Annotated in this window: 25 protein-coding genes; 11 read left to right on the forward strand and 14 right to left on the reverse strand. The window is 39.6% G+C overall.

Translation table 11 applies throughout. The annotated features are described in order from the left end of the window. The first annotated feature begins 61 nt into the window (after positions 1-61). The 4 genes from EXE30_RS10050 to EXE30_RS10065 all read left to right on the forward strand — a co-directional run bounded on the left by EXE30_RS10050 (position 62) and on the right by EXE30_RS10065 (position 4,374). Positions 62-829, forward strand: coding sequence for an RsiV family protein (locus EXE30_RS10050; RefSeq protein WP_407641640.1), 768 nt, complete (start codon positions 62-64; stop codon positions 827-829). A 131-nt stretch (positions 830-960) separates the two neighbouring features. Beyond that, positions 961-2,232: a serine--tRNA ligase gene (serS, locus tag EXE30_RS10055; RefSeq protein WP_130162262.1), complete on the forward strand. Its 1,272-nt coding sequence runs from the start codon at positions 961-963 to the stop codon at positions 2,230-2,232. Between the two features lie 67 nt (positions 2,233-2,299). Next, on the forward strand, positions 2,300-3,676 hold the full coding sequence (gene cysG, locus EXE30_RS10060; protein WP_130162263.1) for a siroheme synthase CysG: 1,377 nt from the start codon (positions 2,300-2,302) through the stop codon (positions 3,674-3,676). A 224-nt stretch (positions 3,677-3,900) separates the two neighbouring features. Next, the gene (locus EXE30_RS10065; protein WP_130162264.1) at positions 3,901-4,374 is read left to right on the forward strand and encodes a tRNA (cytidine(34)-2'-O)-methyltransferase; all 474 of its coding nucleotides are present in this window, start codon (positions 3,901-3,903) and stop codon (positions 4,372-4,374) included. A 13-nt stretch (positions 4,375-4,387) separates the two neighbouring features. Here EXE30_RS10065 and EXE30_RS10070 read toward each other — a convergent pair whose 3' ends face one another. Both EXE30_RS10070 and EXE30_RS10075 read right to left on the reverse strand, forming a co-directional pair. After that, a complete protein-coding gene (locus EXE30_RS10070) occupies positions 4,388-4,768 on the reverse strand; it encodes a VOC family protein (RefSeq protein WP_130162265.1) in 381 nt (126 codons plus the stop codon). 15 nt (positions 4,769-4,783) lie between these two features. Next, on the reverse strand, positions 4,784-5,167 hold the full coding sequence (locus EXE30_RS10075) for a winged helix-turn-helix transcriptional regulator (protein WP_130162266.1): 384 nt from the start codon (positions 5,165-5,167) through the stop codon (positions 4,784-4,786). A 117-nt stretch (positions 5,168-5,284) separates the two neighbouring features. Between EXE30_RS10075 and EXE30_RS10080 the strand changes: the two genes are divergently transcribed. Continuing rightward, positions 5,285-5,842: a flavodoxin family protein gene (locus EXE30_RS10080; RefSeq protein WP_130162267.1), complete on the forward strand. Its 558-nt coding sequence runs from the start codon at positions 5,285-5,287 to the stop codon at positions 5,840-5,842. A gap of 93 nt (positions 5,843-5,935) precedes the next feature. On the opposite strand, the gene EXE30_RS16075 is transcribed toward EXE30_RS10080, so the two are convergent. The 7 genes from EXE30_RS16075 to rpoD form a co-directional block, all read right to left on the reverse strand. Next, positions 5,936-7,579, reverse strand: coding sequence for a vWA domain-containing protein (locus tag EXE30_RS16075; RefSeq protein WP_228256120.1), 1,644 nt, complete (start codon positions 7,577-7,579; stop codon positions 5,936-5,938). A gap of 234 nt (positions 7,580-7,813) precedes the next feature. Continuing rightward, complete coding sequence (locus tag EXE30_RS10090; RefSeq protein WP_004669233.1) at positions 7,814-9,211, reverse strand: APC family permease; 1,398 nt, start codon at positions 9,209-9,211, stop codon at positions 7,814-7,816. Between the two features lie 317 nt (positions 9,212-9,528). After that, positions 9,529-10,713, reverse strand: coding sequence for an iron-containing alcohol dehydrogenase (locus EXE30_RS10095; RefSeq protein WP_130162268.1), 1,185 nt, complete (start codon positions 10,711-10,713; stop codon positions 9,529-9,531). Position 10,714: 1 nt separating this feature from the next. Further along, entirely contained in the window at positions 10,715-11,248 is a 534-nt protein-coding gene (locus EXE30_RS10100) for a hypothetical protein (RefSeq protein ID WP_130162269.1), read from the reverse strand. Between the two features lie 81 nt (positions 11,249-11,329). Beyond that, a complete protein-coding gene (gene lipB, locus EXE30_RS10105; RefSeq protein WP_130162270.1) occupies positions 11,330-11,983 on the reverse strand; it encodes a lipoyl(octanoyl) transferase LipB in 654 nt (217 codons plus the stop codon). 171 nt (positions 11,984-12,154) lie between these two features. Next, entirely contained in the window at positions 12,155-12,442 is a 288-nt protein-coding gene (locus tag EXE30_RS10110; protein WP_004669225.1) for a YbeD family protein, read from the reverse strand. A gap of 154 nt (positions 12,443-12,596) precedes the next feature. Then, positions 12,597-14,474, reverse strand: coding sequence for an RNA polymerase sigma factor RpoD (gene rpoD / locus EXE30_RS10115; RefSeq protein ID WP_130162271.1), 1,878 nt, complete (start codon positions 14,472-14,474; stop codon positions 12,597-12,599). Positions 14,475-14,820: 346 nt separating this feature from the next. On the opposite strand from rpoD, the gene EXE30_RS10120 reads away from it, so the two are divergent. Then, positions 14,821-15,027, forward strand: a complete 207-nt coding sequence (locus tag EXE30_RS10120) for a PA3496 family putative envelope integrity protein (protein ID WP_004669223.1) — start codon at positions 14,821-14,823, stop codon at positions 15,025-15,027. A 71-nt stretch (positions 15,028-15,098) separates the two neighbouring features. Beyond that, positions 15,099-15,626 carry a YecA/YgfB family protein gene (locus EXE30_RS10125; protein ID WP_130162272.1) on the forward strand — a complete coding sequence of 176 codons (528 nt, stop codon included), beginning with the start codon at positions 15,099-15,101 and terminating at the stop codon, positions 15,624-15,626. 128 nt (positions 15,627-15,754) lie between these two features. On the opposite strand, the gene EXE30_RS10130 is transcribed toward EXE30_RS10125, so the two are convergent. Further along, the gene (locus EXE30_RS10130) at positions 15,755-16,360 is read right to left on the reverse strand and encodes a LysE family translocator (RefSeq protein ID WP_130162273.1); all 606 of its coding nucleotides are present in this window, start codon (positions 16,358-16,360) and stop codon (positions 15,755-15,757) included. Positions 16,361-16,462: 102 nt separating this feature from the next. Between EXE30_RS10130 and EXE30_RS10135 the strand changes: the two genes are divergently transcribed. Continuing rightward, positions 16,463-17,347 carry a LysR family transcriptional regulator gene (locus EXE30_RS10135; RefSeq protein ID WP_130162274.1) on the forward strand — a complete coding sequence of 295 codons (885 nt, stop codon included), beginning with the start codon at positions 16,463-16,465 and terminating at the stop codon, positions 17,345-17,347. Between the two features lie 73 nt (positions 17,348-17,420). Here the strand turns inward: EXE30_RS10135 and tmpT are convergent, their stop codons facing one another. From tmpT to trhO, 3 genes are all read right to left on the reverse strand, one after another. Next, a complete protein-coding gene (gene tmpT / locus EXE30_RS10140) occupies positions 17,421-18,065 on the reverse strand; it encodes a thiopurine S-methyltransferase (protein ID WP_130162275.1) in 645 nt (214 codons plus the stop codon). Positions 18,066-18,093: 28 nt separating this feature from the next. Next, complete coding sequence (locus EXE30_RS10145; RefSeq protein ID WP_130162276.1) at positions 18,094-18,705, reverse strand: DedA family protein; 612 nt, start codon at positions 18,703-18,705, stop codon at positions 18,094-18,096. A 148-nt stretch (positions 18,706-18,853) separates the two neighbouring features. Further along, complete coding sequence (trhO, locus tag EXE30_RS10150) at positions 18,854-19,786, reverse strand: oxygen-dependent tRNA uridine(34) hydroxylase TrhO (RefSeq protein ID WP_130162277.1); 933 nt, start codon at positions 19,784-19,786, stop codon at positions 18,854-18,856. A gap of 110 nt (positions 19,787-19,896) precedes the next feature. Here trhO and EXE30_RS10155 point away from each other — a divergent pair, with 110 nt between their 5' ends. Continuing rightward, complete coding sequence (locus tag EXE30_RS10155; RefSeq protein WP_130162278.1) at positions 19,897-20,385, forward strand: DUF1289 domain-containing protein; 489 nt, start codon at positions 19,897-19,899, stop codon at positions 20,383-20,385. A 73-nt stretch (positions 20,386-20,458) separates the two neighbouring features. Here EXE30_RS10155 and gltA read toward each other — a convergent pair whose 3' ends face one another. After that, positions 20,459-21,733 carry a citrate synthase gene (gene gltA, locus EXE30_RS10160; RefSeq protein ID WP_130162279.1) on the reverse strand — a complete coding sequence of 425 codons (1,275 nt, stop codon included), beginning with the start codon at positions 21,731-21,733 and terminating at the stop codon, positions 20,459-20,461. 903 nt (positions 21,734-22,636) lie between these two features. Here gltA and sdhC point away from each other — a divergent pair. Continuing rightward, complete coding sequence (gene sdhC / locus EXE30_RS10165; protein ID WP_051064201.1) at positions 22,637-23,038, forward strand: succinate dehydrogenase, cytochrome b556 subunit; 402 nt, start codon at positions 22,637-22,639, stop codon at positions 23,036-23,038. After that, complete coding sequence (gene sdhD / locus EXE30_RS10170; protein WP_004669203.1) at positions 23,038-23,403, forward strand: succinate dehydrogenase, hydrophobic membrane anchor protein; 366 nt, start codon at positions 23,038-23,040, stop codon at positions 23,401-23,403. The genes sdhC and sdhD overlap by 1 nt, the downstream gene beginning before the upstream one ends. Positions 23,404-23,406: the final 3 nt, after the last annotated feature.

The raw sequence follows: 23,406 nt of genomic DNA on the forward strand, positions 1-23,406 counted from the left end.
TAATTTCATCTTCCAGCAAGGCTTTGTATAGTGGGGAAAAACATCAGAGACTTGCATAGCGATGAAAACAGTAAAATTATCAAAACTTATACCCCTTATTCCCATACTTACGGTTATCGCATTAGCAGGTTGTCAGCCCAAAACAGACCCAACGACCCAAACCGAGAAGTCTGAGAAGTCGAATATTCCTTTGATTCAGGCACAAGTGGTCGCTGTTAAGCTGCCTAAACAACAAGTATGTTTGGAAGATGGTTGTACCAATTATGATCTTCAAACGATAAAAACCAATCAGCAGTGGATTGATGATTATTTTGTTAATCGCATGAAAAAGGCAGAACCGAATGCCTTTGCTGATTTATCAGATCAACCAGTAAAAGTACCTGAAGGTGAGCCATCTTTAAGTGAAAGCAGTACCTATGTACGATTTGTGGGGCAGAACTATAATTTAGCGACCTTTGCGATTCACAGTTATGCTTACCCAGCGGGTGCAGCTCATGGAATGTATCATCAAGAGTTTGTAAATTTTGATTTATCGACTAAAAAACATATCAGTGTGAGTGAGTTGATCAAAGATGGCGTCGAGCAAAATTTGCGGGATGAACTTTATGCTGCTAATCAAAATTGGTTAGATGAACATAATATTAAAAAAGATCAATTACAGGTGAGCGATAATTATTATTATGGTGTGAATGGTATTGTCTTTGTTTATCCTTTATATGAGTTGGCGTCATATGCAGAAGGGATGAGTGAGTTAACTTTGCCATATTATGCTGCGAAACAGTTTATCAAAGCTGAATATTTGCCAAGCTTGCCGAAAGAACCGAGTTAATCGCAATTTTCAGAATCTTGTAAAGGTGATTGATTTATTATAAAGCGGTGTGATTGCCATCACACCGCACTGTATTTTTTAAGGTTAAAGCCTTACACTATAGCTAGTTTTTTCTCTATTCATGATTGATTATGATCGACCCAAAATTACTTAGAAATAATATTGAAGTGGTAAATGCCGCTTTAGCGAAACGTGGTATTCAGCTAAATGTACAGGAATGGGCGGAGTTAGAAGTTCGCCGTAAAGATTTGCAATCCAAAGCTGAAAACTTACAAGCAGAGCGTAATGCTGGTGCAAAGCAAGTGGGTCAAATCAAAAAGTCGGGTGGAGATGCTTCAGAGATCATGGCACGTATGGGTGCTATTGGTGATGAAATCAAAGCGGCCGAAGTGGCTTTGGGTGAGTTGCAAGCTGAGATTGAACAAAAGTCGCTTGCGATTCCAAACTTGCCAGATGAGTCTGTACCAGCGGGTAAAGATGAAAGTGACAATTTAGAAATTTTGAAGTGGGGCACACCGCGTCAGTTTGACTTTGACATTAAAGATCACACTGATCTTGGTGAATGGATGGGTGGCCTTGAGTTTGAAACTGCAACCAAACTCACAGGTTCTCGTTTTAGTGTATTGAAAGGACCTTTGGCTCGTTTACAACGTGCTTTAACCCAGTTCATGCTCGATACGCATACCCTTAAAAATGGTTATACCGAAGCTTATGTGCCGTATTTAGTCAATGCAGAAACTTTGCGTGGCACAGGGCAGCTCCCTAAATTTGAAGAAGATTTATTTAAGCTTCAAGGGGAAAAAGAATACTATTTAATCCCAACAGCTGAAGTGCCAATCACAAATTTCGTTCGTGATGAAATTATCGATGCAGATCGTTTACCGCTTAAATACACTGCACATACACCATGTTTCCGTAGTGAAGCAGGTTCTTATGGACGTGATACCCGTGGTTTGATTCGTCAACATCAGTTCGACAAGGTCGAAATGGTGCAAATCGTCAAGCCAGAGCACTCAATGCAGGCACTCGAAGATTTAACTGCACATGCAGAGGGCATTTTGCAGGCATTAGGCCTACCATATCGCAAAATTTTGCTCTGTGGTGGTGATATGGGCTTTGGTGCAATTAAGACTTATGACTTAGAAGTGTGGGTACCAAGCCAAGAAACTTACCGTGAGATTTCTAGTTGTTCGAATATGGGCGATTTCCAAGCACGTCGTATGAAAGCACGCTACCGTGTGGATCAGAAGAAGATCGAATTGGTGCATACTTTGAATGGTTCAGGTTTAGCGGTTGGGCGTACTCTACTTGCTGTGATGGAAAACTACCAGCGTGCTGATGGTTCTATCGAAATTCCTGAAGTTTTACGTCCATATATGGGTGGTATTTCGTATATCGACTAAAATGCATCGAATTTGTGCATAGTTTTTGCTTTAACTCAATCAGATCTAAAAAATATAGAGGCATAGCGTGGATATTTTCCCAATCTCTTTAAAGTTGCAACAGCAACGTTGTCTGATTGTGGGTGGTGGGCATATTGCCTACCGCAAAGCAAATCTGCTAGTCAAAGCTGGTGCAATTGTTGATGTTATTGCACCAGATATTGAGCCTGAACTGCGTTTATTGTTAGAAAAATCATCAGGGCAATATATTCAAACGGCTTTTTCTGAAAATATTTTGGCAACGCCATATCGCTTAGTTATTGCGGCAACAGATCAAGCCGAAGTGAATAAAACGGTATTTGAGCAATGCGAACAGCGTAATATTTTAGTGAATAGTGTGGATGATATTCCACACTGTCGTTTTATGGTACCCGCGATTATTGATCGCTCACCTTTGGTCATTTCAGTTGCTTCAAACGGTGCATCACCTGTTTTATCGAGACAGTTGCGTACTCAGATTGAAACGATTGTGCCGCATGGCATGGGTAAGCTTGCAGCGTTTTCTGGACAATGGCGCAAACAAGTCAAAGCTAAAATAGCCAATCCTGATGAACGTCGTATCTTTTGGGAAAATTTGTATGCCAGCCCATTAAAAGAGCAGGTCTTTAATGACAACGTGGATGTGGCAAATGATCTGATTCAGCAAGCACTCACTGAATGGACTGCACCCAAGGGTGAGGTATATTTGGTCGGTGCTGGACCAGGTGATCCAGAGTTATTGACATTAAAAGCATTACGTCTCATGCAACAAGCCGACGTGGTGATTTACGATCGTTTGGTTTCAGCACCGATTATGGAACTTTGTCGCCGCGATGCCACTAAGATTTACGTTGGGAAGGCGCGTTCCAATCATTCTGTGCCACAAGATGGCATCAATGCCTTGCTGGTTGAGTATGCCCAACAAGGGAAACGCGTTTGTCGTCTAAAAGGTGGCGATCCGTTTATTTTTGGTCGTGGTGGCGAAGAGATTCAAGAACTTGTTGAGGCAAATGTCACTTTCCAAGTCGTGCCTGGTATTACTGCTGCTTCAGGCTGTTCTGCCTATGCGGGTATTCCGTTGACACATCGTGATTATGCCCAAAGTGTACGGTTCCTCACGGGGCATTTAAAGGAGGGTTCACCTGAACTGCCTTGGAATGAACTCGTTTATGAAAATCAAACTTTAGTTTTATATATGGGCTTGGTCGGTTTGGAACGCATTTGCCAACAACTGATTGCGCATGGTCAGCGCCCAACCATGCCTGTAGCCTTAATTTCTAAAGGTACAACCCCTGAGCAAAAAGTTGTGGTGGGAACATTGGCGGACATTGCTACAAAAGTGTCTGAACATCATATCGTAGCGCCGACTTTAACCATTATTGGTGAAGTCGTTAGTTTACGTGAACAGTTAAAATGGCATGAGTGAGGGAAAGCAGCGATTGATTATCGCTGCCCTGAGGAATTAAGTTCCGCAAGAAGACGAAGGCTATGCCTGAGTAAAGAGGATAAGCAGAACAACGTTCTGCCCTGAGGAGCGTAAAACTCCGCAAGAAGGCGAAGGTTATGCCTGAGAGACGCTCATGATTATATTCCCTATTTAATTAGGGTCCTGTGCCAAGCTAGCCAATATATGTATAAGTGAGTAATTAAGTGATTCATGTCGTCCTATACGAACCTGAAATTCCAGCGAATACAGGTAATATCATCCGTTTATGTGCCAATACGGGTGCACAACTACATTTAGTCAAACCATTAGGTTTTGAACTTGATGATAAAAAGTTAAAACGTGCAGGACTGGATTATCACGAATGGGCAAGAATGCAAATTTGGGACAATATTGAGTTATGTCTTGCTGATTTAAAAGCCAAAGGTGTGGAGCATGTCTTTCCGCTCACCACCAAAGGAACTGCTACACCGCATACAGTTGATTTGAATCGTCCTATAGCTTTGCTGATGGGGCCTGAAACGCGAGGTTTACCTGAACAGGTGCGCATGATGTTTCCACCAGAGCAGTGGATACGTCTGCCAATGGCTGAAAATTCAAGAAGTTTGAATTTATCCAATGCCACGGCTGTGATTGTGTATGAGGCGTGGAGGCAACAAGGCTTTAAAGAGTTGATCTGATTTGATCAACTCTTTAAATATCACCATACGTGCTGGCTACAACTAATGTATATCCATTTGGATCTTTAAACCAAACCTCTCGATGATGCGCATTCGCATTGTATTGAGGACCTTCTAAAACTTCGACTTGATGAGTTCGTAATCTTTCGACAAGCTCATCAAATTGAGCACTTTCAAACCATAATAAAACACCGTTTCCGATTGGTAACTCTGGACACCCAAGATGAGTGTGTTCGTGTGCTTGCCATTGGTGCAGTTGTAACACCATGCGCTTTTCAAACATTAACTGTTCATATTCTTTGCCGCCATGTCCACTGTCTAGGCCTAGTATGGTTTGATACCACTGACTGGTTTTTTCTACATCGACAACAGCAATTAAAGGTTGTGGATACATGTAAACCTCTCGATATTATTCAGTTTGTTCTGCTTGTATTTCATCAAAACGTTGTTGAGCCAGTATGATTTCTTCAATATTTTGCTCAGCCCAATCTTTGAGTTGATACGCCATTTTTGCAACTTCTAAACCCAATAAAGTTAACGAATAATCAACGCGAATGGGGGAGGTGTTTTGTACTTTTCGCTCAATAAAACCATCTCGCTCAAGCATTTTCAATTTCTGAGAAAGCACCTTAGGTGAAATGCCTTGAATGCTTTTTTTCAATAAATTAAAGTGCTGTGTTTCCTGCTCAAGTTTGTTCAATATCAATAAAACCCATTTATCAGCAATTTTTTCAAAAAATAATCGAGCAGGGCAATGTTGTTGATAAATATTATATTTTAAGTTTTTGATCATACTAATTACCTTTGATTTTCCGATTGAATATACCCAGTTACCAAATGGTAACTAATTGACATCTAGTTTCTAAAATATATCATTAAATCGAACTTTTTAAAAATTCTAGGTGATCTCATGACAAAAATCGCGGTTGTTTATTACTCAGGCTATGGTCATACCAAAGTTATTGCAGAAACGTTTGCTCACGCTATACAAGCTTCTTTGATTGAAATTGATCAAAATGGAGATATTACAGAACAAGATTGGCAAAGCTTGAATGATGCACAAGGTATTGTCTTCGGTACGCCTACCTATATGGGAACTGCGCCATGGCAATTTAAAAAGTTTGCTGATGCATCTTCAAAAATTTGGTTTACACGTGGCTGGCAAGATAAAGTGTTTGCTGGATTTACCAATAGTGCAAGTTTGAATGGGGACAAGCAGGTAACGATGATTCAACTGCAAACCCTTGCTTCACAACACGGTGGTATTTGGGTGAGTCTAGGTTTGTTACCTGCGAACACAAAGCAGTCAACACGTGAAGATATCAATAACTTGGGTGGGTCGGTTGGCCTATTGGTCCAGTCACCATCAGATGCGAGTGTTGACGAAATTCCTACAGGGGATTTAGAGACAGCAAAACACTATGCCCAACGTGTAAAAACAATCGTAGATCGTTTTGCTGTTGTATAACCTGCACTTAACTTGATCCAATTAAACTAAACACCGCAATGTCACTGGGCGTGCGGTGTTTAGTTCTATCGTTACTTGGTAGAACGTAACTGTCTAATTACGAGCTAAGAATTTATAACTGACTTTGATTTTATCATTTGCTTTTGGAACTGCAGTGCCATAGAACACTAAGCTGGCGCCAGTGTTGCTATAAATAATGTCAAAGCCATTTTGATGAGTGGTATCACGAACGATAGATTTTTCATTCACTTTGACAGTGACACTTGATGGGATAGGGATTTGTGTTAGCGTGAATTGGCTTGCTAGACCAGTTGCAGCATTGATAATTTCATCAAACATGACACTCCAACTATTCGCATCTGCACAAATTGATGCTGAACTTCCCCCTGTTAAACGGGAAATTTCTTTAAAGTGAGCACCTCCTTCTGCATATCCACCTTGCCCTGAACAGCTAAACTTACTGTCATTATAACCTGGGGCTGGACTAGCGAAAGTTGGGCGTAATTGTTCAGCTGTTCCGACGATGGAAAAGTAGGTGGTATTTTGCTGTAGGAAAAAATCTTTATAGTCATTAAAGTCTCGTGCAGCTGTTGCGCCAGCGGGAGTTTGTTGGCTATAAGTTTCATTTTCAGGCTCATCGGAAACAAAAACCACCAGATTTTTGGCATTTGGACGATCAAAATTATTTAAATTTGCTTCGCGTACGCAAAAGAAACCTGTTTCTGTACCAGATTCCCAAGTTCCTGGTCGTGCTAAGGTTTGCCATTCAGTTTCAGCATTTGCTGTTTGTGGATCAATAAATTCTGCACCCGTGCTGGTTTTTCTTAGGGTTTTGCAACGTGATGCATCATGGGTATTGACTGCGAGGCGGTAGTTTATATTGGCTTGATTCAGGGCTGTGAAGAATTGACTGGCACCATTGGCGAGATTGGTCTGTTCTTCTGACATGGAACCTGATGCATCGATGTTCCATAAGATATCCACTGCATTAGAACCAGTCGAATTTTGAGTAAATTCATTGCTTGTTGAAGTGACGATTAATTGTGGGCTTAAACTCGCCAGTGCAGTTGCAAGATCAAGATCTCCATATGTTTTTTGCACTTGGCTACTATTAGTCTCAGGATATACATTTACCCATATAAAAATTGTATTGGAGGCTACACTCTTCCATAACGATAATTGTAATCGAATTTTTTGTGTTGCAGTGACTGATGCACGGGTTTGAAATGAAGCATTTGTAGTAGGTTGATTGAGTGAATTTAATAATAGGTCACGTAATTGATCAAGGCTCTGATTATTTTCAGCATCAACATCTAGAGTAATATTTACAACTTCTGATTCAGCATTTTTTGAAGTTTTATTAACGAGAACATTGCTCCCCATATTGTTTTCAATAAGTAATGCTGTGAATTTTGATAAATAATCTTGGCTGGTTTCTGTCAATGATTTGATACTTTCACTATCTACAGCAAAACCATAACTTTTCGTCTCGGCATCATCGAGTAATAGGGCGGTCTGAGTTGTTGATAGTTTTTTTTCAGAAAATTTATCACTTGAGACATCTCCGAAAACTGCCACTTTTGCTGTTTTGCTAGAGACTTTGGCTTCAGCTTCGATGCTATTTGTTGGTGTAGGTTTTGGTGCCGGATTGTGGCTGTCTTTGTCATTATTACAAGCAGACAATACGACGAGATTGGCAGCAAGCAGGCTGGCAATTAAAAGGCGTTGATTTAACATTTTATTCCCTCTGATATTAGAATTATGAGGTCATAATATATGTTAAATTTTGACATGTGTTAAATTTTAACATTTTGTTTAAAATTAACTCAGCAGGGTTGTAGTCGAAATATACATATATAGAATTAAAGTGAGAAATCTTGCGAATGATTTTAAATCGTCTTTCTAATACGTAAAAAGAAAGGTGCAGTTCTATGAACTGCACCTTTCTTTATGAGTCAGATAGCGACTAAATTAGTGTTTATCGTCAAACTCATTATATTGTGGCGCATTGTACTTAAAGCCTTTGGTTTTATAACCGAGGTAAAGCACACCAAACATCGCCCACCATAAGCCATATTTCAATGCTGTTTCTTCAATCTCGAGCCATAAGGCAAAGATACTGATAAAACCACATAATGGAACGACCACATAGTAGATGATGTCCTTTATATTCTTGGTTCGACCATCACGTAGTGCATAACGTGAGATTACCGACAAGTTAACAAAGGTAAAGGCTGTTAAAGCACCAAAACTGATTAATGAAATCACTGTATCGAGTTTCATAAAGCCTGCAGACAACGCTACGATACCTACGATCACGATGTTGTATGAAGGTGTAAAACTTTTTGGACTGATGTGACCAAAGATCTTTTTGTTAATGATGCCATCACGACCCATCACATACATCAAGCGAGAGACGCCTGCATGAGCAGAAATTCCTGAAGCCATGACCGTTACAATTGCAAATGCAAGTACATATGATTGGAACAGTGAACCACCCACCAACAGTAAAATCTCAGGTTGGGTTTCAGCAATATCTTTAAAGTAACTGCTTGGGTTACCAGGGAAATAAAGCTGAATGAAATACGTGCTGATAATGAAGATTACGCCTGCAAATAAAGCAGTTAAGAAAATTGCTTTAGGCAGAGTCTTCTCGGTATCTTTAGTTTCTTCAGCAAGTGAACTCAATGAGTCAAAGCCGGTAAATGAGAAGCAGAGCAGGGTTGCACCAGTTACTAACGCACCAACTGAGGTGAGCTCATTCCAGAATGGTTCTAAACTCCAGAGTTGGTATTGGGTTTCGGCAGTGATCGGACCATCCGCGTTTACACCCATCTGCAATTTGCTGTAAACCAAGTAGGTAAATGTACCGATAACAATTAACTGTACCAATACGATCCAACTATTAAAGTTTGCAACGAAACGCACACCGCGTAAGTTAACGCCCGTCATAAAGGCCGTCAATAGAATCACCCAAACCCAATGATTCACACTTGGGAATAGTGCAGTAAGATAAATTCCTGCAAGGATGATATTGACCATTGGTGACAATAGATAGTCTAACCAAGATGACCAACCCACCATAAAGCCGACATTCGGATGAATTGATTTTTGAGCATAGGTATACGCTGAACCAGACGATGGATAACGTCTAATCATATGTCCATAGCTAATCGACGTCAGCAAAATGGCAACCAGTGCGAAGATATAAGAGGTTGGGACGTGGTGATTACTTGCTTCCGATACTAGACCGAAAGTATCAAATAACGTCATTGGTTGAATATATGCCAAACCAATAATGATGACGTGCCACAGACCTAATGTTTTTTGCAGTTTAGCTGCTGATTGAGTCCCAGAGATGTTTGTCAACGGCGTTACCCTCGTTATCGTTGATCAAGGATCAGCTATGGTTTAAGGATCATTTGAGACGGAAATGATCCCCCCTACAGAAAAAAAAGCGAAGTGCGCCAATCTATCCTAAATTGGCATAAATTGTCAGCCCTTTTATGCTTTTTTAGCAATTTTTTTGCCAATTGGGGAGAAAAGTAGATGAATTATGGGTTCACTTCAAATACAAAAAACCCTGAGTATCATTCTTGCGGAGTCATACTCCTTATGCTTGGATTGCACGGCAAGGCTAGGATATCAGGGCTTTTTAGGGGTAGTTCTTTATTTAAATAAATGAATTACCAAGCTTTTTGTAAAATCTCACGAAGTTCTTTGATGTTAGCTTCTTTTGGATTGTAAATGATAGAACCATCATTTAAAGCCTTTTCAGCCACTTCATCGAGTTGCGCTTCAGTAATTTTACCTGTTTCTCGTAAAGTGCGCGGAAGTTTGGTCAGGCTATATAAACGATCACGCATGGTCAAAATTGTCGCAATTGCTTTATCTGCACGTTGGTTTGCTGGCGTTTGAGAATAGATGTCTGCACCCGCAAGTGGCAGTAATAACTCACCAATTTTTTGACCATTGACTTCTTTGTTGTATTCCAACACATATGGCAGGAATAAACTCATGCATAAACCATGAGGTAGGTGAGCAACTGCACCTAAAGCATGACCGAGTGAATGCACTAAACCAACCATTGAGTTAGAGAATGCAATCCCTGCCATAGTTGACGCTTGCGCTAATTCTAAACGACCTTGGGCATCACTTGGATTGTCTAAAACTTTAAATAGATTTTCACTAATCTTTTTAATACCCGCACTTGCATAAGCATCACTTAATGGATTTGCAGCTAAACAGGTATAGGCTTCAACACAGTGAGTAAGTGCATCCATACCTGTCATCGCTGTAAGATGAGGAGGTAGCGTCATGGTCATGCGTGGATCAAGAATCGCAGCATGTGGCATCAGATAATACGATGCGAAAGCCAGTTTTACATTACGTTGCGTATCCGAAACTACAGCCACCATGGTTGCTTCTGAACCCGTACCTGATGTAGTCGGAATAACAAAGAATGGTTTTAATGGTTTTGGTAGATTATGCGCACCTGAGTACTGGAGTAGGTCATCGCCGCCCTCAGATACTAAGATGTTAGTTGCTTTAGAGGTATCAATGACAGAACCACCGCCAATCGCAATAATCGCATCACAGTTTTGTTTGCGGTAAAGTTCAGCCGCTAGACGCACAACTTCTAAGCTTGAATCTGGTGGAACATCATCAAAGATTGCACCGATGACTGCATCAGTGGTGCTAAATGCAGCTTCAATTGGGCTAAGTAGACCGTTTGCACGAACGCCTTTATCTGTAATGATGAGCGGGCGTTTAGAGCCTAAAGTCGCAAGTTCAAATGGGATATGCTCTAACGCAGCGTTACCAGCAATTACTTTTACAGGACAGAAAAATTCGTAATAAGGCTTAGCCATGTTAAGCGCTCCGTTTGAAATATGATTTAGCGACTTTGAGATAAATGTTTTTTGCACCTGTGAATTTTTCTTTTAATGTCAATTCAGTAGGGTAGCGTTTTACTGCAAGTGAAGCGACCAATTTAGGCAAGATCAACGCTTCCATTTTATTTAAACAACGTACTAGACGAATAGCACTTGATACATCGCCATCAGCAATCATACGATCATTGGCAAAGGCTTGAGCTGTACTTTCCTGAAAAGAGAAAACCAAGAAAGCATGGGTCAAATGTTTAAAGGTAATGGTTAAATCAGGCTTACCTTTGTAATTAGATAAAAGCTCTAATGTTTTTTCTTCTGTCACTCTTGCAACAAATGCAGGTCCATTTGGAAACACATTCATTGAAAGTATAAAATGAACAGGAAACTTTGACACTTCCTCGTGTACTTCATCATCCACTTGACTTGCCATGACTAAACCGCGACCCACGACATCCATCATGAGTTTGACGTAGGCAAGTTGCAAAGTGGGCTTCACTGCTTTGGTTGAAATCACTTGCGTATCCCTTGTTAAAATTATGCAAAAGCTAATTTAGAGTATTTACTCTAATTTATTTTTTTGAAATTGAAAAGTAGTTTATTCAGATTTGACTGAGAGGTCACTAAAGAACTCTGTATTTTGTAAATAACGAATAAAATCCTGACTGACTTGCTCAAAGCTTGGGTAATCTTGAAGTAAGTCTTGTAAGCGTACCATTTCTAAACCTGCGTATCCACAAGGATTAATGGTTTGAAAACCCGCAAGGTTACAGTCAATATTGAGCGCTAAACCATGATAACTCCGACCACGGCGAATTTTGAAACCAAGTGAACCAATTTTTCGATCATCAACATAGACGCCAGGAGCATTGGACTTGGCATAAGCTGTAATTTGGTATTGTTGAAGTATATCGATCATGGCTTGTTCAGTGAAACTAACTAAGCTACGCACATTCCATTTCAAGCGATTTAAATCAAATAAGAAATAAGCCACGAGTTGTCCTTGGCCATGCCATGTGATTTGTCCACCACGATCAGTCTGAACAATCGGGAGATCACTATGCATCAGAATATGTTCGGCTTTGCCAGCTTGTCCCTGAGTCAGTACATCTTGGTGTTGTAATAACCAGACTTCATCAGGCGTGTTTTCATCTCGAGTCTCGGTAAAGCTTTTCATGGCTTCAAAGCGATCTGTGTAGTCTTGAAGATCATTGAAGCAACGAATAATTAATGCGGGCTTATCAAAGTTCATTACAGCACTTTTCCTTTGATTCATGCAGTTTTATCTCGAGATTCATTATCTAATTATTTAGATGAGATAAATAGTGATCTTTGAAAAAATCAGGAGAAAACATTTGATTATTGTCGTTGTTTTAACTTAAAAGAAAAAATCCAAAACACTCGCGTATTTTGGATTTTTTGATTAAAGCGCGGTCTTAATTAAAGGACAAGCCGCAAGATCTGCGTATAAGGCATGAACTTGTTCCAATTCTTCAAAACGCAATTGCGCTGTTAAAGAATGGTATTTGCCTGTACGTGAAGGCTGAACTTTTACTGTTTCGCCATCAAATTCAGGGAAGTGCTTCTGCAAAATATCAACAACAGCTACTCGAAGTTCATCCCCTGCATTACCAATCAATTTGATCGGATAGTCCATCGGGAAAACCCAAAGATGTTCTTGCAATTCACGAGAAGGAGTGCGGTCTAACATGAGCAACCTCTTTTAATTTGAAACGCCTGCATCAGCGCAGGCGTTTTTGATCTAATAGATAAATGGGGATGAAGTGTTTAACTTCAAGTCTTGAGCAAGAACCTTAGAGAGTATAGCTCTCACGCTTTGGTGCGAGTACAAGACTTCCCAAATATTAGTCGTTTTCCAAGAATGAACGTAAGTGTTCTGAGCGAGAAGGGTGGCGAAGTTTACGCAAAGCCTTTGCTTCAATTTGACGAATACGCTCACGTGTTACATCAAACTGTTTGCCTACTTCTTCTAAAGTATGATCGGTTGGCATGTCGATACCAAAACGCATTTTCAATACTTTAGCTTCACGTTCAGTTAAGTTTTCAAGCACTTCACGTGTCGCTTCTTTCAATCCTTCTGAAGTGGCAGCATCGATTGGAGAGGTGATGTTACCATCTTCAATGAAGTCACCAAGATGCGAATCTTCATCATCACCGATCGGTGTTTCCATCGAAATCGGTTCTTTTGCGATTTTTAGTACTTTACGAACTTTAACTTCGTCCATTTCCAAACGTTCGCCCAATTCTTCAGGTGTAGGCTCACGTCCCATTTCCTGAAGTAGCTGACGAGAAACACGATTGATCTTGTTGATGGTTTCAATCATGTGTACAGGAATACGAATAGTACGTGCCTGATCCGCAATCGAACGCGTAATTGCTTGACGAATCCACCAAGTTGCATAGGTTGAGAATTTATAACCGCGACGATATTCAAACTTATCTACGGCTTTCATCAAGCCGATGTTACCTTCTTGAATAAGATCGAGGAACTGCAGACCACGGTTGGTATATTTTTTCGCAATCGAAATAACCAAACGTAAGTTTGCTTCAACCATTTCTTTTTTAGCACGGCGAGCTTTTGCTTCACCAACTGCCATACGTTTAGAAATATCTTTGATATCCTTAACGTTTAGCTCAAGTTCTTTTTCAATATCAGCAATCTTTTGTTGGAAAGCTAATACATCTGGACGTACTTTTTCTAAGTGTCCTTTGATCTCAGCAGGTGCTTTCGCAATTTGCTCATCCAACCATGCTGGGTTAGATTCTTGCTCAGGGAAAGTTGTACGGAACTGATGACGATCCATGCGACCACGGCGTACTGCATAGCGCATGATTTCGCGCTCGTTGGTACGGATTTGATCATGTGTACCACGAATCATTTCAGAAATGATGTCGAATAGACGTGGCGTAAATTTGAACATCATAAACACGGTTGCTAATGACTCGAGCGCAACTTTTGCTTCTTCGCTATTGCGACCATGTTCTGCAATAACCGTCTTTGTTTCGTTCCAAGCTCTTTCTAATTCGGTGAAACGCGCTTTAGCAATTTCTGGATCAGGACCTGAGTCGGCTTCAGAATCATCATCGCTTTCTGATTCCTCTTCGTCATCATCGTCAAGTTTAACTTCTTTGGTTGCTTTTACAGAATCAGTTTCTTCTACAAGTTCCGCTTCTTCAATGACTTCAGGAATTTCTTCGTCAGATTCAGGATCTAAATAACCAGAGAGGATATCGGCAAGACGACGTTCACCCGTTAAATAATCATTATATTCTTGTAATACCACTTCGACTGCATTTGGCCAGTATGCGATAGAATGTAAAACATCACGAATACCTTCTTCGATACGTTTTGCAATACTAATCTCACCTTCACGAGTCAGAAGTTCAACTGTACCCATTTCACGCATATACATACGCACAGGGTCAGTCGTACGACCTGGTTCGCTTTCAACCGACGCTAATACGGCAGCAGCTTCTTCTTCTGCAACTTCATCCGTTGTTTCAGTGGATTCACCAAACATGGTGTCATCGGTTTCTGGTGCGCGTTCATGCACAGGAATTCCGACATCTTGAAGCATTTGAATAATGTCTTCAATTTGCTCACTTTCCGTAATTGAGTCTGGGAGATGATCGTTAACCTCAGCGTAAGTTAAGTAACCTTGTTCTTTGCCTCGGCTAATCAGAGCCGCTACTTGTGAAGTAGGGGAATGCATATCGCTCATCTTTGCTTACTCTTTGTTGAATCTGTGGCGGTGAAAAACCGTGCATGATAGCACAATTCACTAGGAATGTTTTGGATTTGATCCGTTTGCTTTAAATAAAAAATATGTTTGATTTTAAGGTCGTTTGTTGAATATGGGGTTAAGCAATATTTTTTCAAGACTTAAATTCCTAAAAGCGTTTTTTATTGGTCATGTCCTTAGACTATAAATACACAAAAAAACTGCCGAAAAAAAGTACAAAACACCATTTTATAGCGAAAAAATCAAATAAAACTTGACAAGGAAATCTAAGAAAGATAAATAGCGGCTAGACCCATTTATATTTTTGCATTACGAGGTAGTGTTAGTGTCTTCTACAGATTTTGAATTAGATGATGATAACTACGGTGAGGACGATGCTGGTTTTGATGAGTCGTCAAGTAAACTCACCGCCAAAGAATCATTAGAAAAGCGCCGTTTAATTGATGATCTATTGGCTCAACGTCGTTTAGAACGAGAATTAAAAGATTTTGACTATGATTTCGACGACGATGACCTCGATGACGAAGACTAAGCAAAATTGCTGAGACTTTATGTCCTAAAATGTTATGCTGTTGAAGATGTATTTTTAGAATTGGATAGAGAATGAGCACGTTAGATTTAGACTTATTGAGTAATTATCTTGACGGTGATCAAAACGAATACGGTCTAGATTTCGCTGCGACTCATGGCTTTTTGTGCGCGATTGCAGTCGGCCCAAAATTTGATCGTTGGTTGGATGAGTTATTTGATAGTAATCAAAAGAAAGTCCCAAAAGAAGTGATTGAGCAAATCCACCTTTGGTTGGAAGCTCTTCGCCAAAATTTAGCCAATGAAGATGGTATTGAATTTCCATTTGAAATCGAAGAAGCGGACGTAGAGTCGAGCTTGGGTGACTGGAGCGTTGGTTTTGTTGATGCGATGTTCTTAAATGAAGATGCTTGGTTTGTACCTGAGTTTGAAGAACAGTTGATTGACTTAACTTTGCCGATCATGGTGTTTAGTGGTATTGACGAAGAAGATCCGCAAATGGAGTCTTTCCGTCGTAATGGCCAGTTGATGGACGAATTAGCTGAAGAAATTCCAGATAATTTGAATGAAATTTATCTCATGTATCACACGCCAGCTAAATAAGTCTCAACGATCTAAGGTTAGTCGTTTACGATCTGTGTAAAAGATTAAAACGTCCCTAGAGGACGTTTTTTTCAACTATTGCAACTTAAAGATAGAGTGATCGTTGAGTAGAGTTGCTCTATTTAGCACTATAAATTTGCAAACAATAAACTCAGACCTAAAGTACTGAGTACAACACCAATGATACGATTGATTGCTACTTGTTTGGCGAAAATTTTATTTCTAATCATTTGAGTAGAGCAAAAGACAGCAATTAAAAAAAACCAGAGTAAATGGCTGCCAGATATAAAAATGCCATAAGCAAAAAGTCTGCTTATATTATTTTCTGAGGTCATGATTTGCGAGAAGATACTGATCACAAATAAAGTGGTTTTAGGATTAAAACTATTGGTTAAAAAGCCATGTTTGAATGCTTGTCTGCTAGTTATATCTGTACTGTTTTGATCAAAAAGAACTGGTGCTTGAGTGAACGTTTTATAGCCAATATAGACCAAATACGCTGCACCAAAGTATTGAATAATATAAATTAGGTTTGGAAGGTGTTGTTGCAGAAACGTTAATCCAATTAAGCTGTAACTGATATGGATCCAAACACCACCAGCGATTCCATAGGCAGTCCAAATCCCAGATTTTCGACCGTAGAGATAACTATTCCGCGTGACCAAGGCAAAGTCTGCACCGGGACTCATAACCGCAAGTATCGTGACCACAGTTATCGCTATTAGTTCATTCACTCATCTATTCCTGAAATATCAATTCTAAGTATCTTTATATTTTTCATATATTTGTTATATTGAAAATCGAAATTAATTCTTATTTATATATGAGTTTTTGGAATGATAGAGCGTTTATCCTTGAATTCACTTAAGTTTTTTTATTATGTGGCACGTTATGAAAGTATGACGATTGCTGCGGAAAAGTTATTTGTGACTCAAGGAGCGGTCAGTAAGCAGCTTAAAAATCTGGAAGATATCTTGGGGTTTAGCTTATTTATCCGTGAAGCTAGAAAGTTACGCTTAACCAGTGAAGGCGAGGTGTTGTTCGATTGCTGCCAGCAAGCTTTTCAGCACATTGATCAGTGTTTGATGCAGTTGCAAGATAAGACCAAAGCACAAAAAAAATTAGTCCTTTCGTGTGAACCAACCCTTGCAATGAAATGGTTAATTCCACGATTGGTCCAATTTAAACAGCTTTATCCTGAGTTAGAGGTCAGTTTGTTAACGGGTGGTGGAGCAGTAAGTTTTAATGAACAAAGTATAGATTTAGCGCTAAGGCGTAATGATTTTGACTGGGGAAAAGCGATTTATAGTGAAAAAATTGCAGATGAATATATGTTGTGTGTAGCTGCAAAAAATAATTCACAACACGCTAAGCAGGTATTTATTTCCACATCAAGACCAAGACTATGGCAACATTTTAAAGAGACTCACAAAGGGCAGTATCGGGAATTTAAGAAATCCTCACTTGAGCATTTTTATTTATGTATTGAAGCCTGTTTGGCTGGCTTAGGAGCTACTGTTGTATCGGCGTATATGGTTGAAAGAGAAATGACATATCAGATGTTGGAGCTGCTTAGCCCTGTGTATCAAGATGGTTCATCGTATTTTTTATTATCAGCGCAGCCATTCGAAGATGATCCACGTAAATTATTATTTCGGGACTGGTTAAGAGCAGAGATGCAAGCAAGTCAGTTCTGGTGCGGTTCGACAGAAGCAATGTGATGATTCAAGAAATAATAAAAGCATTGATCTGTTATTAAATGAATCAATGCCAAAATATGTCAACAATAAAATTCTAATCTGCTACGGAATGTTTGCTTAGACACCAAGCATGTTCATACGCGATGAGTTTACCTTTTAAATTTTCTGTATTCGAAGCTAATAATTTAATATCGTAATCTTCGCCATAGTGTTGAATCAACTCGTGTTCAGGAACAGAAAAGGGCGGTCCTGCTAATAGGTTTTGATCGTAGTCTAAGCTGATAAGTAATTGTGGGGCTTGGTGAGTGATTTTAACTAGATGTCGTGTATATCGTGTGCGCATTTTTTCAGGTAATGCAATCAGTGCTGCTCGGTCATAAATTGCATCAATCTTACCAATTCGCGCTGCTGTTAATTCAAAAAAATCCCCGACAAAGAGTTTGATTTGAGGGTGTTGATAATGAGTCAAATGACCGATTTGAGATTCTTGAAAAGTGAGTCCCAAGTCTAAAATCAGATCTTGAATCGCAATCGGACTCAGATCTATAGCTATCACATGATAGCCTTGCTCAATGAGCCTGTTTATATCTAGGCTTTTACCGCATAGTGGAACAAAAATGGTTGCGCCTTTTGCTAAATTTAAGTACGGAAAATATTTTGTAAGTAATGTGTGGGGCTGATTTTGATGAAAGCCGATGTTATTGTTTTGCCATTTGTCATGCCAAAAGTCATGTTGCATTTTTAAAACCTCAATCTTTATTTAAAACCTATCGTTTTGATAAATAAAATTTCTTTGCGAATCGCCAAAAAACATAAAGAATAGCAATAGTCAAAATAATATAACCGACACGTTGAGTGGTCGCAGTCATCAATGCTTGGTTTTCACTAAAATAATAACCGACACATGCAAGAAAACTGGTCCAAATTACGGTTCCAGCAGCGCTATACATCATAAACTTTCCGAAATGCATATTGCTCATACCCGCAGGAATACTAATTAGTGAGCGGACTGCAGGAATCATTCGACCAAAAAAGACGACACGATGCCCATGTTTTTCAAACCAAGTTAAGGACTTTTCTAAGTCGGTTGTGGTTATTCGTAGATATTTCCCATAACGTGCGATAAAACTGAATAAGTGTTGCTGTGGAATCTTTCGACCAACCCAATACAACAGCATTGCGGCTAACAGTGAGCCTGCACTTCCTGCAATAATCACACCGATCAAACTCAGGTCACCTTTCGCAGCTGCGTAGCCCGCTGAGGTCATAATCACTTCTGAAGGTATAGGTGGAAAAACATTGTCGAGAAACATGAGAAATGCAATACCTAGATAACCTAGTTTCTCCATGATGGATAAGACCCAATCTTCTAGTCCCATATATCTTTAAATCTACTTATATTTTGAGATGATTTAGAATAATTGCGATTAGATGAAGGCTCAATGAGGTATTGGTTAACAGCTTTAACTTAAATGAAAAAGCCTTAGCAGAAGAAGCTAAGGCTTTAGATGCCTTTGTGGATAAAGCCTATAGGCGTTTGCGTTTGGCAGCAGTAATTTGTGACTGACGCATACGGAAGCCTGCTTTTTGTTTGTCCGTTGTTTTATCAATACAGTAAACACAAGAAACACCATGTTCATAGCTTGATAACTCTGACTCAGCTTTCGTTAGAGGCCAACCACATGCATGACATTTGATATTTTCACCTTCTTCAACACCGTGCGTCACTGCGGTACGACCATCAAAGACAAAGCATTCACCTTCCCAGAGGCTTTCTTCAGCAGGCGTTTCTTCAAGGTATTTTAGAATACCGCCTTTAAGATGGTAAACCTCGTTAAACCCTTCTTGTAAGAGTAGCGAGGTTGATTTCTCACAACGAATACCACCTGTACAGAACATCGCAATTTTTTTGTCTTTATGCTGCTCAAGGTTTTGTTTTACATAGTCTGGAAATTCACGGAAAGATTCTGTTTTAGGGTCAACTGCACCTTTGAATGTTCCCGCTTTATATTCGTAATCGTTACGTGTATCGATTAAGATCACATCATCACGTGCAATCAGTTCATTCCATTCTTTTGGATCAAGGTAGTGACCTACTAAATCGCGTGGTTTAACTTCTACGCCTAAAGTCACAATTTCATTTTTAAGCTTAATTTTCATTTTACGGAATGGTTTGTCAGAGCTATGAGACTCTTTGTATTCCATTGCTGTAAAACCTTCATCCAGTAGAAAACGATGAATTGTGTCAATTGCTGCGCGATCACCTGCAACCGTACCGTTGATTCCTTCTGAAGCTACAATCAGAGTTCCACACAAATTGATACCCTTCACTAAGTCTAAAAGACGTTGTTGCAGATCTGCTGCATCCGAAACTTCTTTAAATTGATATAGTGCCGCAACAACCCAATTTGTGGTCGCTTGCTGTTCTACAGGTGCAAGCTGTTCTACAGTAGCGTTCATGGATAACTCCAAATGTATTAAGATAGGAAAATTAAGGCGCACATTTTAGCGCGAAATCTGAAAATAAGCGAGAAAACCATAAAATTAATATGGTTTTATAGGAGTTGGTTTTGAGTAGCGATCGTCGAATTCCATCATTGACCCCATGTGCAGGGCGTTGTTCAACGGTATTTGGTGATCTGGTTTGTCGTGGTTGTCGCCGTTTTAATCATGAAGTCATTCAATGGAATACCTATAGTCCAGAACAAAGATTGGCGGTGTGGCGACGCTTAGATGCGCAGCTAGACCAAATCTTAGTGCCTTTGTTGCCTAATGCAAATCTTCCGCATGTTGAAGGTTTTATTCATAGCCGACATATTCGTATACTGGATACCGCGAGTGCAGGGCGTAAGCTTTATCATGCGCTTAAGCTTTGTGAAAAAAATAAACAACTTGCCCATGATAGTGGGTTAGGTGTGGTTGATAAGCAAGTAAAGCCGATCTGGGATGAGTTTGAGCGTCGGGTATTGGCTTTGGCCAAGGCGAGTTATGAATTGGCATGGTTACGTGCAAATGGTATTAGTCATAACTTGATGCGTTTATTAGATGATGACGAGTAATTTGTTGAGGATTTTTCTAATAAAAAAAGCTGCCAAATGGCAGCTTTTTTAAACATTAACTTTGTTTTAAAGATTAACGTTTGATGTCGCGCTGAGCCTCGCCAGTATAAAGCTGACGTGGGCGACCGATTTTGTATGGAGACGCATGCATTTCTAACCAGTGGCTGATCCAGCCAACGGTACGACCAAGTGCAAAAATAACAGTGAACATATCGGTCGGGATACCGATTGCTTTTAAGATAATGCCTGAGTAGAAATCGACATTTGGATAAAGCTTACGTTCAACGAAGTATGGGTCGTTCAGTGCAATTTTCTCAAGTTCCATTGCAAGTTCAAGCTGAGGATCGTTGATACCAAGCGCTTCAAGAACTTCGTCACACGTTTGTTTCATGACTTTTGCACGTGGATCAAAGTTTTTATACACACGGTGACCGAAGCCCATGAGTTTAACTTCTTTGCGCTTCACTTTTTCCATGAATTCAGCAACGTTTTCTACGCTACCGATTTCATCTAACATGCGAAGTACAGCTTCGTTTGCGCCGCCGTGAGCAGGTCCCCAAAGTGCAGAAATCCCTGAAGAGATACATGCGTAAGGGTTTGCACCTGTAGAACCAGCAAGACGTACTGTCGAAGTAGACGCATTTTGCTCGTGGTCAGCATGAAGCGTGAAGATACGATCCATTGCTTTAGCAAGAACAGGATTTACTTTGTAATCACGGTCAGCAGGTGTTGCAAACATCATGTGCAAGAAGTTTTCTGCATAACCTAAATCATTACGTGGGTAAATGAATGGTTGACCTACTGTGTACTTGTAGCTCCAAGCTGCAAGGGTAGGGATTTTTGCAATTAAACGGATTGCGGTAATTTCGCGGTGATTAACATCTTCAATATCTAAAGCGTTGTGATAGAACGCAGATAAAGCACCAACAACACCAACCATGATCGCCATAGGGTGAGCATCACGACGGAAGCCATTAAAGAAACGGCTAACTTGATCGTGAACCATTGTGTGGTTGCGCACTTTAGCGTCAAATTCTGCTTTTTGTTCAGCAGTTGGAAGCTCACCATTTAACAATAAGTAGCAAGTTTCTAAGTAGTCTGCTTGAGTCGCTAATTGATCAATTGGATAGCCACGGTGTAATAACACACCTTTGTCACCATCAATGAATGTGATCTTAGATTCGCAAGCAGCTGTCGCCATAAAACCAGGATCGAAAGTAAAGTGACCAGATGCCAATACATCTTTAACGTCAATTACATCTGGGCCCAATGTGCCGCTGTAAATTGGTAATTCAATTTCTTTGCCATCAAGCTGTAATACGGCTTTTTTGCCAGTTGCTGCAGACATTCAATAGATCTCCTGTCCTGGTGAATGATTATCTGACTCGAAATCCTAATCTTGTCATGTGCGAATCAGACGGTGTCAAAATTTGCTATAAGATTAGTGGCTACTAAAATTTTGTCAATTATACTTAGGGATAAAAAATGACGTTGCTACAGTCAATTAGTCATTCAGTATCAAAGGAAAAACTGAGTAAAATCACAGCACCGGTCGAGTATAATATGTCAAATCATGTTTCAGGTGCATAAAAAAAATGAAGCATCAGTACAATTGTAAGTAAATTTTTATTGTGGCGATATTTTGGTGCTTATAAAATAAAGACTTAGAATGTTTCAAAACTCTATATATCTCATGGTGTAGGATTGAATAGCGATTAAAAAATCGATTAAAAAATGTATTTATTTTGGAGGGAGTGATTCATTATGGTGCGCTTGTTTGTATAAAAAAAATACACTTCACTTTTTAAATGTGATCGTAATGAATAGATTATTGATTATTCATATTTAATATATAAATGAGGGGTATTATTTTTGACAATATTTATAACCGAGTGATTTACCCTGTTTTTACGCTAAAAACGTGTATTTTTTATGAAATGAATAAGAAAAAAATCAAGAAAGTAAAAAATATTTATAAATAATCCTTTGTTATTTTTATCTTTAAAAAACATGTGGATATCTTGTTTTTATTTGCTGGCTAATGCTTGTTATTGTTGTTGTACTCGTGAATGATTCTTATTTAGTGGTTTTTTAGACTAAAGCGAAATCTGATTGTTTGTATTTTGATATTTCACGTCTTATAATTCGGTGTCGTTATATATAGGTTAGGCATGTGCTGTTCTTGCCTGACAATGCCAGCTTTCCTTTGAATTAATTCAAACAAACTCCAGTTGGAGTTTCTACCTACAGGATGCCCGCTGTGAAAAGCAACAGACCTGTCAATTTGTCCATGGGTCAAGTGTTAGCGGTAAATTTACGCTCACCCGTGGCTATTGCATCAATTCTACACCGTCTATCAGGTGTAATCGTTTTCTTACTCGTCGCAGTTCTTTTATGGATTTTGGATAAATCTTTATCTTCACCAGAAGGATTTGACTACGTTAAAAATGTCGTTTTCGGAAATATCTGTGTACGTTTTATCGTATGGGTATTTGTAGCCGGCCTAATTTTCCACTTCATCGCAGGGATCAAGCATTTGCTTGCTGATGTCGGTTTTGCGGAAGAGTTACAAAGTGGTCGTATTGCAGCTACAGTTTCATTAATCTTGTCTGCGGTTTGTATTGTCGCAGCCTTCGTATGGATTATGTTCTGATGAAAAGTGCTACAGGTTTAACAGGTTCAGGTTCTCGCGATTGGTACATCCAGCGTGTTAGTGCTGTGGTGTTGGCTGCTTATACTGTTGTTATATTCGGTTGGATCCTTTGCAATAGCGGATTCGGTTATGAACAGTGGGCTGGCTTTATGTTGACTTTGCCAATGAAGATTTTTTCTTTATTAGCAGTGTTGTCGCTGGTTGCACACGCTTGGATTGGTATGTGGCAAGTCTTTACTGATTATGTAACGACTCGTCAAATGGGTCCTTCGGCTTCAGGTTTACGCCTTGTGCTCACTACTGCTGTGATTATTTCAGTATTCGTGTACGCAATCTGGGGTATCCAGATTTTCTGGGCAAATTGATAG

The organism is Acinetobacter halotolerans, assembly GCF_004208515.1.
Taxonomy (GTDB): domain Bacteria; phylum Pseudomonadota; class Gammaproteobacteria; order Pseudomonadales; family Moraxellaceae; genus Acinetobacter; species Acinetobacter halotolerans.